The organism is Nonomuraea sp. NPDC003214, from assembly GCF_053590035.1.
Genome location: NZ_JBSFSX010000004.1, coordinates 183,524 through 199,001 on the forward strand (window position 1 = coordinate 183,524; position 15,478 = coordinate 199,001).

The following is a 15,478-nucleotide window of genomic DNA, read 5'->3' on the forward strand; positions in this document are numbered from 1 at the left end:
GGGTGCCGTTCCCGCAAGGGCGGGAGGCCGTACAGAAGGCCGTGCGGGAGGTCGTACGGGTCAGGAGTCCGTGTCGCGGTCGCGGCGGCGCAGGTAGCGCTCGAACTCGGCGGCGATCGCGTCACCGCTCGCCTCCGGCAGCTCCGCCGCGTCCTTGCGCTCCTCCAGCTCCTTGACGTACTCGGCCACCTCGCTGTCCTGCGAGGCGAGCTCGTCGACGCCGTGCTCCCAGGCGCGGGCCTCCTCGTCGAGGTCGCCCAGCGGCATCGGGATCTCCAGCACGTCCTCCAGGCGGCGCAGCAGCGCCAGCGTGGCCTTCGGGTTGGGCGGCTGGGCCACGTAGTGCGGCACCGACGCCCACAGCGTGATCGCGCCCAGCCCCGCCTCGCCGAACGCGTGCTGCAGCACCCCCACGATGCCCGTCGGGCCCTCGTAGCGGCTCAGCTCCAGGTTGGTCGAGCGGGCCAGCGCCTCGTCGGTGGCCCCGCCCAGGATCGGCACCGGCCGCGTGTGGGGGGAGTCGTTGAGCAGCGCCCCCAGCATCACGGCCAGCTCCACCCCCAGCTCGCGGCAGACCTCCACGATGTCGGCGCAGAACGCGCGCCAGCGCATGTTGGGCTCGATGCCGCGCAGCAGCACCACGTCACGCTCGCTGCCCGGCGGGCGGGCGCGCAGCAGGCGGGTCGTCGGCCACACGATCGACCGCGTCAGGCCCTCGCCCATCTCCACGACGGGACGGGTGACCTGGAAGTCGTAGTAGTCGTCCGGGTCGAGCTCGGCCAGCGGCTCGGCCTTCCACGCGGACTCGAGATGGGCGATCACACCGCTCGAAGCCTCGCCCGCGTCGTTCCACCCCTCGAACGCGGCAATGAGCACCGGGTCGACGAGCTCGGGGAGCCCTTCGAGCTCGATCACGTGTCGCCTCCTGTCTCCGCCATCCCGCTAAGCCTATGCGGTGGGGGCCCTTTCATGTCACTCGGTAAGCGTGATCAGCGCCGCGCGCCCTGAGGGGCATCCCGCAGGAAAATCCGCGCGGGCACAGCCGATAGTCTTGGACCATGAGCATCTCCTCCTTCCGTGATGTGCTGTCCCAGCGCGTGGTCGTCGCCGACGGCGCCATGGGGACGATGCTGCAGGCGCAGGACCCGACGCTCGACGACTTCCAGGGCCATGAGGGCTGCAACGAGGTGCTCAACGTCACCCGGCCCGACATCGTCGCCGGCGTCCACGACGCCTACTTCGCGGTGGGCGTCGACTGCGTCGAGACCAACACCTTCGGCGCCAACCTGAGCGCTCTCGGCGAGTACGACATCGGCGCCCGCGTCTACGAATACTCCGAGGCCGGCGCCCGCATCGCGCGCGAGCGCGCCGACCACTGGTCCACGCCGGAGCACCCGCGCTTCGTGCTGGGCTCCATGGGCCCCGGCACCAAGCTCCCCACGCTGGGCCACCTGCCCTACTCGACGCTGCGCGACGCCTACCGCGACAACGCGGCCGGCCTGATCGCCGGCGGCGCCGACGCGCTCATCATCGAGACCTGCCAGGACCTCCTCCAGGTCAAGGCCGCCGTCGTGGGCGCCAAGCGGGCCATCGAGGCGGCCGGCCGCGACGTGCCGATCATCGCCCAGGTGACGATCGAGACCAACGGCGCCATGCTGCTCGGCTCGGAGATCGGCGCCGCGCTCACCGCCATCGAGCCGCTCGGCGTCGACGTCATCGGCCTCAACTGCGCCACCGGCCCCGCCGAGATGAGCGAGCACCTGCGCTATCTGGCCCGCCACTCGCGGCTGCGGCTGTCCTGCATGCCCAACGCGGGCCTGCCGGTGCTGACCGCCGACGGCGCCTACTACCCGCTGAGCGCCGGCGAGCTCGCCGGCGCCCACGACACCTTCTCCCGCGACTACGGCCTGTCGCTCGTCGGCGGCTGCTGCGGCACCACCCCCGAGCACCTGCGCCAGGTCGTCGAGACCGTGCGCGGCCGGGAGATCGCCGCCCGCCGCCCGCACCCCGAGCCCGCCGCGTCCTCCCTCTACCAGTCCGTCCCGTTCCGGCAGGACACCTCCTACCTGGCCGTGGGCGAGCGCTGCAACACCAACGGCTCCAAGGCCTTCCGCGAGGCCATGCTCGAAGGCCGCTGGGACGACTGCGTCGAGACCGCCCGCGACCAGGCCCGCGGCGGCGCGCACATGCTCGACCTGTGCGTCGACTACGTCGGCCGCGACGGCGTCGCCGACATGAAGGAGCTCGCCTTCCGGCTCGCCACCGCCTCGACCCTGCCGATCATGATCGACTCGACCGAGTCCGAGGTGATCCGCGCGGGTCTGGAGATGCTCGGCGGGCGCGCCGTCGTCAACTCCGTCAACTACGAGGACGGCACCGGCCCCGACTCCCGCTTCCAGCGCATCATGCGCCTGGTCCGCGAGCACGGCGCCGCCGTCGTCGCCCTCACCATCGACGAGGAGGGCCAGGCCCGCACCGCCGAGTGGAAGGTGCGCGTCGCCACCCGCCTGATCGAGGACCTGACCGGAAACTGGGGGATGAGGGTCGAGGACATCATCGTCGACTGCCTCACCTTCCCCATCGCCACCGGCCAGGAGGAGACCAGGCGCGACGGGCTGGAGACCATCGAGGCCATCCGCGAGCTCAAGCGCCGCTACCCCGGCGTGCAGACCACGCTCGGCCTGTCCAACATCTCCTTCGGCCTCAACCCGGCCGCCCGCATGGTGCTCAACTCGGTCTTCCTCAACGAGTGCGTCAACGCCGGGCTCGACTCCGCCATCGTCCACGCCTCCAAGATCCTGCCGATGGCGCGCATCCCCGACGAGCAGCGTCAGGTCGCCCTCGACATGGTCTACGACCGGCGCCGCGAGGGCTACGACCCGCTGCAGCGGTTCATGGACCTGTTCGAGGGCGTCGACGCCGCCGCGATGCGCGCCGGCAAGGCCGAGGAGCTGGCCGCGCTGCCCCTGTGGGAGCGGCTCAAGCGGCGCATCATCGACGGCGAGAAGAAGGGCCTGGAGGCCGACCTCGACGAGGGCCTGGCCCAGCGGCCCGCACTGGAGATCATCAACGACGTGCTGCTCGACGGCATGAAGACGGTCGGCGAGCTGTTCGGCTCCGGCCAGATGCAGCTCCCGTTCGTGCTGCAGTCGGCCGAGGTGATGAAGAACGCCGTCGCCTACCTCGAGCCGCACATGGACCGGGTCGAGGGTGAGACCAAGGGCCGCATCGTGCTCGCCACCGTCAAGGGCGACGTGCACGACATCGGCAAGAACCTCGTCGACATCATCCTGTCCAACAACGGCTACGAGGTCGTCAACCTCGGCATCAAGCAGCCCGTCTCCGCCATCCTGGAGGCCGCCGACGAGCAGCGGGCCGACGTCATCGGCATGTCCGGCCTGCTGGTCAAGTCGACGGTCGTGATGAAGGAGAACCTGGAGGAGATGAAGTCCAGGGGCCTGTCCGACCGCTACCCGGTGCTGCTCGGCGGCGCCGCCCTCACCCGCGCCTACGTCGAGCAGGACCTGGCCGAGCTGTTCCCCGGCGAGGTCCGCTACGCCCGCGACGCCTTCGAGGGCCTACGGCTGATGGACGCCTTCATGGCCGTCAAGCGCGGCGTCGAGGGCGCCACCCTGCCGCCGCTGCGCGAGCGCCGCGTCAAGACCGGCGCCGTCCTCGACCGCACCCCCGTCGAGGAGCTGCCCTCCCGCTCCGACGTGGCCGCCGACAACCCGGTGCCCACGCCGCCCTTCCACGGCGACCGCATCGTCAAGGGCATCCCGCTCGCCGACTACGCCTCCTTCCTCGACGAGCGCGCGCTGTTCCTCGGCCAGTGGGGCCTCAAGCCCACCCGGGGCGGCGACGGCCCCGGCTACGAGGAGCTCGTCGAGACCGAGGGGCGGCCCCGGCTGCGCATGTGGCTGGAGCGCCTGCAGACCGAGGGCCTGCTGGAGGCGGCCGTCGTCTACGGCTACTTCCCGTGCGTGAGCGACGGCGACTCCCTGATCATCCTCGACGACAAGGGCGACGAGCGCACCCGCTTCACCTTCCCGCGCCAGCGCCGCGACCGGCACCTGTGCCTGTCCGACTTCTTCCGCGGCAAGGACTCCGGCGAGGTCGACGTCGTCGGCTTCCAGATCGCCACCATGGGCAGCAAGATCTCCGAGGCCACGGCCGAGCTGTTCGCCAAGGACGCCTACCGCGACTACCTGGAGCTGCACGGCCTGTCGGTGCAGCTCACCGAGGCGCTGGCCGAATACTGGCACGCCCGGGTCCGCTCCGAGTGGCGGATCGGCGGCGACGAGTCGCTGGACGACATGCTCAAGGTCAACATCCAGGGCTGCCGCTACTCCTTCGGCTACCCCGCCTGCCCCAACCTGGAGGACCAGGTCCAGCTCTTCCAGCTGCTCGACCCGGAGCGCATCGGGGTCACGCTGTCGGAGGAGTTCCAGCTCCACCCCGAGCAGGCGACCTCCGCCCTGGTGGCCCACCATCCGGAGGCCAAGTACTTCAACGTCTGACGGAAGCGGGCGGGGCGGTCGCGCCCTGCCCGGCCGCCCCGCCCGTCCCTCCCCGTCGCGTGCCGTCCGTCCCGTGCCGTCCCGCCCGCCCGTCCCGTCCGCCCCGAAGCCGTCCGGCGCTCTGCCTGCGTCCTCCGGGGCGGGCCGGTTTCCACTGGTACGGGGCCCGTACGACATCTGGGGATGTGCCGTCGGGTGGGCGATATGCGGCCCCCCTTGGGGCGGGTCCGGGGGGACCGCCTACGGTGGAAGGCGGATGTGCAGCGGCGGCGACGCCGCCTTTTCGTTGGAACGGGGGATGTGTGGAAGCGGTCTTCTTCGACATGGACGGTCTGCTCGTCGACACCGAGAAGGTGTGGCTGGAGATCGAGACCGGCGTGATGGCGCGGCTCGGCGGCGAGTGGTCGCCGGAGCACCAGACGCACCTCGTCGGCGGTTCCATGGAGCGCACCGTGGAGTACATGCTGGCCGTGTCCGGCTCCGACGCCTCCGAGGCGACCGTGCGCGAGTGGATGGTCAGCGGGATGGTCACGACGCTGAACGGCGGCGTCGAGGTCATGCCGGGCGCCTCGGAGCTGCTCGACGCGCTGCGGGACGAGGGGGTGCCGGTGGCGCTGGTGACCTCGTCGCTGCGGGAGATCGCGGACGCGGTGCTGAAGGCCGTGGGCCGCGACCGGTTCGACGCCATCGTGACGGCCGACGACGTGACCCGCACCAAGCCCGACCCCGAGCCGTACCTGACGGCCGCCCGCCTGCTCGGGGTGGAGCCGGTGCGCTGCGTGGTGCTGGAGGACTCGCCCAACGGCGTCGCCGCCGGCACGGCCGCCGGGTGCGCGGTGGTCGCGGTGCCCAGCCTGCTGCCCATCGACCCGGCGCCGGGCCGCCTGGTCGTCTCCTCCCTGACCGAAGTCACCCCCGCCGACCTGCGCGCCCTCATCCCCGCCTGACCTCGCTCCCGTCCTCCTGAGGGGCGCACAACGCCGTACGAGGCCGCGCCCGTACGGCGAGACGCCCGATAGGCCCCACACCGCCGAGAAGCCGGGACCCTCATCCGGAAGGCGTCCCGCCGGACGCCTTCCGTGACGGCCACCCCCGCATAAACGGCCACCCCGTATGAACGGCCACCCCTCACATGCGGAGGCCCTCGCCCGCCGGCAGACGGCGCCTCCCGGGAAGGGCCACCGCGAGGCGCGCCCTCCACGGGGTCGTCTCGCGGGGCCATCTCGCGGGTGCTCCCGCGAGGTGGCGCTCTGGCCCGGCGGCACCCCGTGGGAAGCGGCACCCGCGGAAGCCCGGCCCGAAAAGGGTGGGCTGGCGGGATCGGGGCGGTTGGGTGACGATAGGGGGCCGGTCCCGTACGGGTGGGGCGTTCGTCCCCTAAGGGTCGGGTGGTTCTCGGGGAGGAGGAACACGCGCCATATCGCGTGCCAGGATGGAGAGGTAACCGACGACGGAGGTGGCCCCGAATGCCTTTCGAAACGATCGCATGGTTCCCGCTCTGCACCGGGCTGACCCTCGCCGGGCTGTTCCTGAGCTTCTTGGCGTTCCGGCGGCGCGGCGCGGCGTCGGGCATGCGGACGGCGGCGTGGGCGCTGCTGCCGCTGGCCGCCTATCTGACCGGGGCGCTCCAGGCGTTGTGGACGATCGGCACGACGGTCGTGGGGTTCGTGACGAGCCTGGTGTTCAATCCGATGGTGTGGGCGGGCGTGGCGGTGGCCGGGTTGTCGGTGGTGCTGTTCGTGGCGTCGGGTGTGATGCGCGGACGCAAGCTGAGGGGCGCGGGGCGCGCCAAGGCGGAGAAGGTTCCCGCAGCTCAGGCGCCCGCGGCGGCCGGGAAGGCGTCTCAGGCGGCGCCCGCGAAGCCGGCGGTGGAGCAGAAGAAGGCCGCCAAGGGCGATGACGACTTCTCCGACATCGAGGACCTGCTGCGACGCCGGGGCATCAGCTGAGCGGTTCCCGTGTCACAGTTCCGAGACGCAACCGGGACGGGGTCTTGACATTCTCGTCAAGATCAATACGAATGAGTTTCGCGTGAATCACAGTTGAGCCACACTGCGGTCCGAGGGACTAGTCAGCGCAGCTCAGGGCATAGATCCTGCCTCCTGAGGTCGCGACGAGCGGTCTGTATTGCGAACGAGCAGACAACGTCGTCTGAAAATCAGGGGGCTATCCGGCATGACCGCACCGCTTGACGTTTCCGGCTCCGCCTCGGAGGCGCGCCCGGAGTCCGTGCTCGAGGGAGCGGGCAAGGCCGTCCAGGGGCGTTCCCTGAGCCGGATCGCCTGGATGCGGCTGCGCCGTGACAAGGTGGCGCTGGCCGGCGGGATCACCGTGATCCTGCTCGTCCTGGTCGCGATTTTCTCCTCGCCCATCATCAGCCTGCTCGGCCATCCGCCCCTGGAGTTCCACCAGGACCAGATCGACCAGAGCACGCTGCTGCCCAAGGGCGACTTCGGCGGCATGAGCAGCGAATACCTGCTCGGCGTCGAGCCGGTCAACGGCCGTGACATCTTCAGCCGCATCGTCGCCGGCGCCTGGATCTCGCTGCTCATCGGCATCCTGGCCACGCTGGTGTCGGTCGTCATCGGCACGGTCATGGGCGTGATCGCCGGCTACTTCGGCGGCTGGGCCGACCAGATCATCGGCCGCCTGATGGACGTCTTCCTCGCCTTCCCGCTGCTGGTCTTCGCCATCGCGCTGGCCGGCGTCATCCCCGACAAGGGGTTCGGGCTGGAGGGCAACGGGCTGCGCATCGCGATGCTCGTGTTCATCATCGGCTTCTTCAGCTGGCCGAGCATCGGCCGCATCGTCCGGGGCCAGACGCTGTCGCTGCGCGAGCGCGAGTTCGTCGACGCGGCACGGAGCCTGGGCGCGCGCAACGGCTACATCCTGTTCCGCGAGATCCTCCCCAACCTGATGGCGCCGATCCTGGTCTACGCGACGCTGCTGATCCCGACGAACATCCTGTTCGAGGCGGCGCTGTCGTTCCTGGGCGTCGGCATCAACCCGCCGACCCCCACCTGGGGCGGCATGCTCTCGGAGGCGGTGCGCTTCTACACGCTGCCGCACTTCGTGCTCTTCCCCGGCTTGGCGATCTTCATCACTGTCCTGGCGTTCAACCTGTTCGGCGACGGCCTTCGGGACGCCTTCGACCCGCGGGCGCACTGACCCTTCGCCCTGCTCCATCCCCATCTCCACTAACAAGGGGTAGTCAATGAGAAGGAAATCCGCACTGGCAGCGGCCGCGACAGCGACGCTGGCCCTGGTGCTCTCCGCCTGTGGCGGCGGAGGGGGCGGCAGCAATTCCCAGCAGCCCGCCCAGTCGGCGTCCGGCGCTGCCGCGCAACCCGCGTTCAACGCCGCGCTCACCGAGGTGTTCAACCCTTCCACCAAGAAGGGCGGCACGCTGAAAGTCGCGAACTATGCAGACTGGGACAGCCTGGACCCCGCTGACACCTACTACGGCTACTCGTTCAACTTCGGCCGGTACTACTGGCGGACGCTGACGACGTACAAGACGGGCCCCGGCAAGGACAGCAACACGGTCGTCCCGGACCTGGCCGAGGCGCTGGGCGAGCCGAGCGACGAGGGCAAGACCTGGACGTACAAGATCAAGAGTGGTCTGAAGTTCGAGGACGGCACTCCGATCACGGCCAAGGACGTCGCCTACGCGGTGGCGCGGTCGTACGACAAGGAGACCTTCCCGCACGGCCCGTCCTACCTCAACGAGCTGCTCGACTGGCCGAAGGACTTCAAGGGCGTCTACAAGACCCCGGACGCCGACTACAGCTCGGCCGTCGAGGCGACCGACGACACCACCGTCGTCTTCCACCTGAAGGAGCCGTTCGCCTCCTTCGACTACATCGTGCAGATGCCGATGACCGCCCCGGTGCCCAAGGACAAGGACACCGGCGCGAAGTACAAGGAGCACGTGATCTCCTCCGGCCCGTACAAGTTCGAGACGAACGAGGCCGGCAAGCGCTTCAGCCTGGTCCGTAACGAGAACTGGGACCCGGCGACCGACCCGAACCGCCCGGCGCTGCCGGACAAGATCGAGGTCCAGCTCAACGTCAACGCCGACGACGTGGACAACCAGCTCATCTCCGGTGACATCCACCTCGACGTCCAGGGCACCGGCATGCAGCCGGCCGCTCTCGGCAAGGTGCTGCCCGACCCGGCGCTGAAGGCCCGCACGGACAACCCGACGATCCCGAGGCTCTGGTACGTCTCGGTGATCCCGGACACCCCGCCGCTGGACAACATCGAGTGCCGCAAGGCCGTCATGTGGGCCGCCGACCGCGTCGCCAACCAGACCGCCTTCGGCGGCGAGGTCGCCGGCGGCGAGATCGCCACGAACGTGATGCCGCCGCCCATCGTCGGCCAGGAGAAGTTCGACCTGTACGCGACGCCGGAGAACAAGGGCGACGTCGAGAAGGCCAAGGCCGCGCTGACCGCCTGCGGCCAGCCGAACGGCTTCTCCACCACGATGACCTTCCGCGCCGACCGTCCGCGCGAGAAGGCGCTGGCCGAGTCGATGCAGCAGGCGCTGGCCCGGGTCGGCATCAAGCTGACGCTCAAGGGCTTCCCCGGCTCCAGCTACTTCTCGGACTACGCCGGCAACGTCAACTACGTCAAGAAGAACGGCGTCGGCCTCGCCGCCCACGGCTGGGGCTCCGACTGGCCTGACGGCTACGGCTTCATGCAGGCCATCGTCGACAGCCGCACCATCCGCCCCGCGGGCAACTACAACCTGAGCGTCAAGAGCGACAAGGTCGACGGCCTGATCGACCAGGCCAAGGTCGAGCTCGACGAGACCAAGCGCAACAAGCTGTGGGTCGAGGTCGACAAGGCCGTCATGGAGGACGCCTCCATCCTCCCGGTGGTGTGGGCCAAGTCGCTGCTCCTGCGCGGCCAGGGCGTGACCAACCTCGCCTACAACGAGGGCCAGAGCCAGTACGACTACGCCCTGCTCGGCGTGGAGTGACCAGGCGGGCTTCGGGGAACTAGCGAAGGCAGGTGAAGGCAGGGATGGCCTGCCCGGCGACGGGCAGGCCATCCGGCCGGCAGCGGTGCTCACATACATCATCAGACGACTCATCGGCGCCATCGCCATGCTGATCGTCATCAGCATGGTCACCTTCGGCATCTTCTTCGTGGTGCCGCAGTGGGCCGGATCCAGTCCCGAGGCGATGGCCTCCCGGTACGTCGGCCGCGCGGCCACACCGGAGACGGTGCACCTGGTGGCGCAGAAGCTCGGCTTCTACGACCCGGTCATCGTCCAGTACGGCCGGTTCGCCAAGGGCATTGTCGCCGGTGCCGAGTACGACTACGGCGCCGGGGTCGAGCAGTGCCCCGCGCCCTGTTTCGGCTACTCCTTCATCTCCGGCCAGCCCGTGTGGCCGGACCTGCTGGACCGGATGCCGGTGACGTTCTCGCTGGCCATCGGCGCGGCCCTGCTCTGGGTGCTGGGCGGCGTGTCCGTGGGCGTCATCTCCGCGTTGCGGCGCGGCACCTTCTTCGACCGGTTGTCGATGGGCACCGCGCTGGCCGGGGTGTCGTTGCCGATCTTCTTCACCGGCATGCTCTCGCTGGTCGTCTTCAGCTACGGGCTGGGCTGGACACCACCGGGCGGCTCGTGGACGGACTTCACCGAGAATCCGGCGCAGTGGGCCTTCAACCTGCTGCTTCCCTGGATCACGCTGGCGTTCCTGTTCGCGGCCACCTACGCCCGGCTCACCCGCGCCGGCATGCTGGAGACCATGGGCGAGGACTACGTGCGCACCGCCAGGGCCAAGGGCCTGAGCGAACGCGACGTCGTCGTCAAACACGGCCTGCGGGCCGCGCTGACGCCGATCCTCACCCTCTTCGGCATCGACTTCGGCCTCCTCATCGGCGGCGCGGTCCTCACCGAGACCACCTATACTCTGCCCGGGCTCGGCCAGTTCGCCATCCTGGCCATCCGCAACCAGGACCTGCCGCAGGTGATGGGCGTGGTGTTGTTCGCCGCCTGCTTCGTCGTGGTCGCGAGTCTGATCGTCGACCTGCTCTACGCCTGGGTCGACCCGAGGGTGAGGTTGTCGTGAGCTTCCTGGACGTCAAGGATCTCAAGATCCATTTCCCGACCGACGACGGCGTCGTCAAGTCCGTCGACGGGCTCACCTTCGGCCTGGAGCGCGGCCAGACGCTCGGCATCGTGGGCGAGTCCGGCTCCGGCAAGAGCGTGACCAGCCTCGGCATCCTCGGCCTGCACAAGGGCGGCCGGGCCAAGATCTCCGGCGAGATCTGGCTCGACGGCGAGGAGCTCGTCTCGGCCCCCGCCGAGCAGGTGCGCGGGCTGCGCGGCAAGAAGATGGCGATGATCTTCCAGGATCCGCTGTCGTCCATGCACCCCTACTACACGGTCGGCCACCAGATCATCGAGGCGTACCGGATCCACAACGACGTCAGCAAGCAGGTGGCGCGCAAGCACGCCGTCGACCTGCTCGGCCGCGTCGGCATCCCGGAGCCCGGCAAGCGCGTCGACAGCTACCCGCACGAGTTCTCCGGCGGCATGCGCCAGCGCGCGATGATCGCCATGGCGCTGTCGTGCGACCCCGAGCTGCTCATCGCCGACGAGCCGACCACCGCGCTCGACGTCACCGTGCAGGCCCAGATCCTCGACCTGATGCGTGACCTGCAGCGCGAGTTCAACTCCGCGCTCATCATCATCACCCACGACCTCGGCGTCGTGGCGGAGCTGGCCGACGACATCCTCGTCATGTACGGCGGCAAGTGCGTCGAGTACGGCAAGACCGACGAGATCTTCTACAACCCCGAGCACCCCTACACGTGGGGGCTGCTGGGCTCGATGCCTCGCCTCGACCGCGAGCCCACCGAGCGGCTGCTGCCCATCAAGGGCTCGCCGCCGTCCCTCATCAACGTGCCGCCCGGGTGCGCCTTCCACCCGCGCTGCCCGTACGCCGACCGCACCGAGGGGCGGGCGTCCACCGAGGTGCCGGACCTGGCGCCGACCGAGCGCGGCCACCTGGTGCGCTGTCACATGCCCAGGACGGAGCGGCGGTCGCTGTGGGAGAACGAGATCAAGCCAGTGCTGGAGACCCAGTGAGCGAGAACGAGCCGCTTCTGTCCGTCAGGAACGTGGAGAAGCACTTCCCCGTCACCGCGGGCCTGTTCAAGAAGCAGGTCGCCGCCGTCAAGGCGGTCGACGGCATCAGCTTCGACGTGTTCAAGGGCGAGACGCTCGGCCTGGTGGGGGAGTCCGGCTGCGGCAAGTCGACCACCGGCAGGCTCGTCACGCGCCTGCTGGAGCCGACCGGCGGCTCGGTCGAGTTCGAGGGCCGCGACATCACCCACCTGAGCCAGGGCAAGCTGCGCCCGCTGCGCCGCGACATGCAGATGATCTTCCAGGATCCCTACTCGTCGCTGAACCCCCGCCACACGGTCGGCGCGATCGTCGGCGCCCCGTTCCGCATCCAGGGCGTCCGGACCGAGAACGGCGTCAAGAAGGCGGTCCAGGACATCCTGGCGCTGGTCGGGCTCAACCCCGAGCACTACAACCGCTACCCGCACGAGTTCTCCGGCGGCCAGCGCCAGCGCATCGGCATCGCCCGCACGCTCGCGCTCAAGCCGAAGCTCATCATCGCCGACGAGCCCGTCTCGGCGCTGGACGTGTCGATCCAGGCCCAGGTCGTCAACCTGCTGGAAGACCTGCAGAAGGAGCTCGACCTCACCTACGTGGTGATCGCGCACGACCTGTCGGTGGTGCGCCACATCAGTGACCGGGTCGCGGTCATGTACCTGGGCAAGATCGTGGAGATCGCCGACCGCAAGCGCCTCTACAGCTCGCCCATGCACCCCTACACCAACGCGCTGCTGTCGGCGGTGCCGGTGCCCGACCCGAAGGCGCGCAAGGAGCGCGAGCGCATCCGGCTCAAGGGCGACGTGCCCAGCCCGCTCAACCCGCCGCCCGCCTGCCGCTTCCACACCCGCTGCTGGAAGGCGCAGGAGATCTGCAAGACCGTGGAGCCGCCGCTGGAGACGCTGGCGAGCGGCCACAGCGTCGCCTGCCACTTCCCGGAGAACGCCCCGGTCGCCGCCGCCACGGCCGGCGAGGCGGGCAAGGACTGACGCGCCGCGCCCTGTCCCGGCCCGCGGGTCAGGACAGGGCGCCCGGCGTGATCAGGCCAGTCTCGTACGCGAGCACGACGGCCTGCACCCGGTCGCGCAGCCCCAGCTTCGTCAGCACGTTGCCGACGTGGGTCTTGACCGTGGTCTCGCTCACCACGAGCTTGGCGGCGATCTCCGCGTTGGACATGCCCTTGGCGATCAGCCGCAGCACCTCCAGCTCCCGGTCGGTCAGCCGGTCGAGCCGGGCCGGGGTGGCCTGCTCGTAGGCCGGGGGAAGCCGGGCGGCGAAGCGGTCGAGCAGCCGCCGGGTCACACTCGGCGCCACGATCGCGTCGCCCGCCGCCACCACCCGGATCGCCTGCACCAGCTCGTCCGGCGGCACGTCCTTCAGCAGGAACCCCGACGCGCCCGAGCGCAGCGCCTCCACGATGTACTCGTCGAGGTCGAAGGTGGTCAGCACGAGCACCTTCGGCACGTGCGCCGCCGGCGCCGCCTCGCGCACGATCCGGCGGGTCGCCTCGATCCCGTCGACACCCGGCATGCGGATGTCCATCAGCACCACGTCGGGCAGCAGCGCCCGGGTCTGCTCCTGCGCGCCGGTGCCGTCGCCCGCCTGGCCCACGACCGTGATGTCGGGCTCGGCCTCGAGAATCAGGCGGAAACCGGTGCGCAGCAGCGGCTGGTCGTCGACCAGCAGGACTCTGATCGTCATCGCTCGTCCTTCAACGGGAACCTCGCCCGCACCTCGAAACCGCCCCCCGACTTCGGGCCCACGTCAATGATCCCACCATAGAGGGCCACGCGTTCGCGAATGCCCACCAGCCCGTGACCGGGCGGCCGGGCCGCGGCCGCCGCGCCCAGTCCGTCGTCCTCGACCCGTACGTCCAGCTCGCCCGGCGCGTGGCGGACCGTCACCTCGGCGCGGGCGCCCGTGCCCGCGTGCCGCAGGCTGTTGGTCAGCCCCTCCTGGACCAGCCGGTAGGCGGCCAGGTCGACGCCCGCCGGGAGCGGCCGCCCGGCCTCGCCGTGCACCGACAGGCCCGTGTCGAGACCGGCCTCGCGCATCTGCTCGACCAGCGCGGGCAGGTCGCGCAGGCCCGGCTGCGGCCCCAGCTCGGCCCGCGTGCCGGCGCGCAGCACGCCCACCAGGTCGCGCATCTCGGCCATCGCGACGCGGCCGGTGTTCTCGATCGCCGACAGCGCCTCGCAGGCCAGCTCCGGATCGGAGGCCAGCACCTTGCGGGCGGCGGCCGCCTGCACCGTCATCACGCTCACGTGGTGGGCCACCACGTCGTGCAGCTCGCGGGCGATCCGGGAGCGCTCCTCGGCCCGCGCCGCCCGCGTGTCGGCCGCGTGCGCGCGCTCCAGCCGGGCCGCGCGGTCCTTCAGCTCGGCCAGGTAGGCGCGGCGCAGCCGCAGGCTCCGCCCGGCCCCCCACAGCGCGACCAGCACCACGATCACCACTAGGTGGTCGCTCCAGCGGGCCGGCGTCACCGGCCCGGCCGACACCCCCACCGTGTAGACGGCCAGCGACAGCGTCAGCGCGCACAGCGCCGCCGCCAGCCCCCGGTGGGCCGCCACCGAGTAGAGCAGCACCAGCCCGGCGGGCGCGGCCGGCCCGAACCCGTAGCCGAGCGCGGCCAGCAGCGTCTGGGGCACCAGGCTCGCGCACAGCCCCGCCAGCGGCCACGACCTGCGCACGGCCACCGGCGCCGACATCAGCAGCACCAGCGCCACGCCGAACGCGTCGGGCGCGCGGGTCCACTCGGCGCGCGCGGCGCTCTGGAGCAGGAACAGCGGCACCGAACCCACGGCCACGAGCAGGGCCAGGACCGAGTCATGGAACGTCATTCGGCCGGTGCGCACCGCTTCACTGTAGGCCCAGGTGAGAGCCCGGAACCTCCTCCCCAAGAAGGATCCCGGGCCAGGAGGGGGGACTACAGCTCGTCGCTGGCCGCCCGCCGGTTGCTCCGGACGGTGTCGCCGGGCTGGCGGTCGGGCACCGGCGGGGGAGTGCCGCCGAACTCCGGGCACAGCGCCTGGTGGTCGCACCAGTCGCACAGCCGGCTCGGCCGCGACCGCCACTCGCCGGTCTCCAGCGCCCGCTCGATCGCCGCCCACAGCGCCCGCACCTTGCGCTCGGTCGCCAGCAGGTCGGCCTCGTCGGGCGCGTAACGCAGCACCTCGCCCCGGCCGCCCAGGTAGACGAGCTGCAGCAGCCGGGGCACCTCGCCGCGCAGCCGCCACAGCACCAGCGCGTAGAACTTCATCTGGAACAGCGCCTTGGCCTCCCACTCCGGCCCCGGCGCGCTGCCCGTCTTGTAGTCGACCACCCGGACCTCGCCGGTCGGCGCCACGTCGAGCCGGTCGACGTAGCCCCGCAGCATCAGCCCGCCGTCGAGCACCGCCTGCACGTAGAGCTCGCGCTCGGCGGGCTCCAGCCGGGTCGGGTCCTCCAGCGTGAAGTAGCGCTCCAGCATCGCCCGCGCCTGCGCCAGCCAGTCGGCCCGCTCGGCGTCGTCGGCGAACATCTCGCCGTAGAGCGGCTCCTCGGCCAGCAGGCGCTCCCACTGCGGCTCCAGCAGCTCCAGCGCGGCCTGCACCGACCGGCGCGGCGCGGGCAGGTCGTAGAGCCGCTCCAGGACCGCGTGGACCACGGTGCCGCGCACCGCGGCCTGCGACGGCTTCTCCGGAAGCTGGTCGATCACCCGGAACCGGTAGAGCAGCGGGCAGGTCATGAAGTCGCCCGCCCGGGACGGGGAGAGGGCTCCGATGATCACCGGCTCGGTCAGCGTCATGCACCGCACTCTAGGTCACCGGCCCGACATAAT

At 70.7% G+C, this 15,478-nt stretch carries 12 protein-coding genes; 8 read left to right on the forward strand and 4 right to left on the reverse strand.

Annotated elements, in window-relative coordinates; all coding sequences use genetic code 11:
• Positions 1-60: 60 nt before the first annotated feature.
• The gene (locus tag ACWDXC_RS13305; protein ID WP_219519052.1) at positions 61-915 is read right to left on the reverse strand and encodes a PAC2 family protein; all 855 of its coding nucleotides are present in this window, start codon (positions 913-915) and stop codon (positions 61-63) included.
• A 143-nt stretch (positions 916-1,058) separates the two neighbouring features.
• Here ACWDXC_RS13305 and metH point away from each other — a divergent pair, with 143 nt between their 5' ends.
• From metH to ACWDXC_RS13345, 8 genes are all read left to right on the forward strand, one after another.
• Positions 1,059-4,520, forward strand: a complete 3,462-nt coding sequence (gene metH, locus ACWDXC_RS13310; protein ID WP_449981254.1) for a methionine synthase — start codon at positions 1,059-1,061, stop codon at positions 4,518-4,520.
• Positions 4,521-4,822: 302 nt separating this feature from the next.
• A complete protein-coding gene (locus tag ACWDXC_RS13315) occupies positions 4,823-5,467 on the forward strand; it encodes an HAD family hydrolase (protein WP_357586795.1) in 645 nt (214 codons plus the stop codon).
• Positions 5,468-5,986: 519 nt separating this feature from the next.
• Positions 5,987-6,469 carry a cellulose synthase gene (locus ACWDXC_RS13320; protein ID WP_449981256.1) on the forward strand — a complete coding sequence of 161 codons (483 nt, stop codon included), beginning with the start codon at positions 5,987-5,989 and terminating at the stop codon, positions 6,467-6,469.
• A gap of 226 nt (positions 6,470-6,695) precedes the next feature.
• Positions 6,696-7,688 (forward strand): ABC transporter permease, encoded by a 993-nt coding sequence (locus tag ACWDXC_RS13325; RefSeq protein WP_219514732.1) that lies wholly within the window; start codon positions 6,696-6,698, stop codon positions 7,686-7,688.
• A 46-nt stretch (positions 7,689-7,734) separates the two neighbouring features.
• Entirely contained in the window at positions 7,735-9,504 is a 1,770-nt protein-coding gene (locus ACWDXC_RS13330) for an ABC transporter substrate-binding protein (protein ID WP_449981258.1), read from the forward strand.
• An 85-nt stretch (positions 9,505-9,589) separates the two neighbouring features.
• Positions 9,590-10,603, forward strand: a complete 1,014-nt coding sequence (locus ACWDXC_RS13335; protein WP_219514722.1) for an ABC transporter permease — start codon at positions 9,590-9,592, stop codon at positions 10,601-10,603.
• Entirely contained in the window at positions 10,600-11,625 is a 1,026-nt protein-coding gene (locus ACWDXC_RS13340) for an ABC transporter ATP-binding protein (protein ID WP_449981260.1), read from the forward strand. The genes ACWDXC_RS13335 and ACWDXC_RS13340 overlap by 4 nt, the downstream gene beginning before the upstream one ends.
• Complete coding sequence (locus ACWDXC_RS13345) at positions 11,622-12,647, forward strand: ABC transporter ATP-binding protein (protein WP_219514718.1); 1,026 nt, start codon at positions 11,622-11,624, stop codon at positions 12,645-12,647. Before ACWDXC_RS13340 ends, ACWDXC_RS13345 begins: the two co-directional genes overlap by 4 nt.
• 28 nt (positions 12,648-12,675) lie before the next feature.
• On the opposite strand, the gene ACWDXC_RS13350 is transcribed toward ACWDXC_RS13345, so the two are convergent.
• From ACWDXC_RS13350 to ACWDXC_RS13360, 3 genes are all read right to left on the reverse strand, one after another.
• Positions 12,676-13,359 carry a response regulator gene (locus ACWDXC_RS13350; RefSeq protein ID WP_219514710.1) on the reverse strand — a complete coding sequence of 228 codons (684 nt, stop codon included), beginning with the start codon at positions 13,357-13,359 and terminating at the stop codon, positions 12,676-12,678.
• Positions 13,356-14,513: a sensor histidine kinase gene (locus tag ACWDXC_RS13355; RefSeq protein WP_449981263.1), complete on the reverse strand. Its 1,158-nt coding sequence runs from the start codon at positions 14,511-14,513 to the stop codon at positions 13,356-13,358. The genes ACWDXC_RS13350 and ACWDXC_RS13355 overlap by 4 nt, the downstream gene beginning before the upstream one ends.
• A 71-nt stretch (positions 14,514-14,584) precedes the next feature.
• The gene (locus ACWDXC_RS13360; protein WP_449981265.1) at positions 14,585-15,445 is read right to left on the reverse strand and encodes a RecB family exonuclease; all 861 of its coding nucleotides are present in this window, start codon (positions 15,443-15,445) and stop codon (positions 14,585-14,587) included.
• Positions 15,446-15,478: the final 33 nt, after the last annotated feature.

What these genes read in the sequence shown, in the direction of transcription:
- metH (WP_449981254.1), top strand. Translation starts at nt 1,059, where the DNA reads ATGAGCATCTCCTCCTTCCGTGATGTGCTGTCCCAGCGCGTGGTCGTC.
- ACWDXC_RS13320 (WP_449981256.1), top strand. Translation starts at nt 5,987, where the DNA reads ATGCCTTTCGAAACGATCGCATGGTTCCCGCTCTGCACCGGGCTGACC.
- ACWDXC_RS13325 (WP_219514732.1), top strand. Translation starts at nt 6,696, where the DNA reads ATGACCGCACCGCTTGACGTTTCCGGCTCCGCCTCGGAGGCGCGCCCG.
- ACWDXC_RS13330 (WP_449981258.1), top strand. Translation starts at nt 7,735, where the DNA reads ATGAGAAGGAAATCCGCACTGGCAGCGGCCGCGACAGCGACGCTGGCC.
- ACWDXC_RS13350 (WP_219514710.1), bottom strand. Translation starts at nt 13,359, where the DNA reads ATGACGATCAGAGTCCTGCTGGTCGACGACCAGCCGCTGCTGCGCACC.
- ACWDXC_RS13360 (WP_449981265.1), bottom strand. Translation starts at nt 15,445, where the DNA reads ATGACGCTGACCGAGCCGGTGATCATCGGAGCCCTCTCCCCGTCCCGG.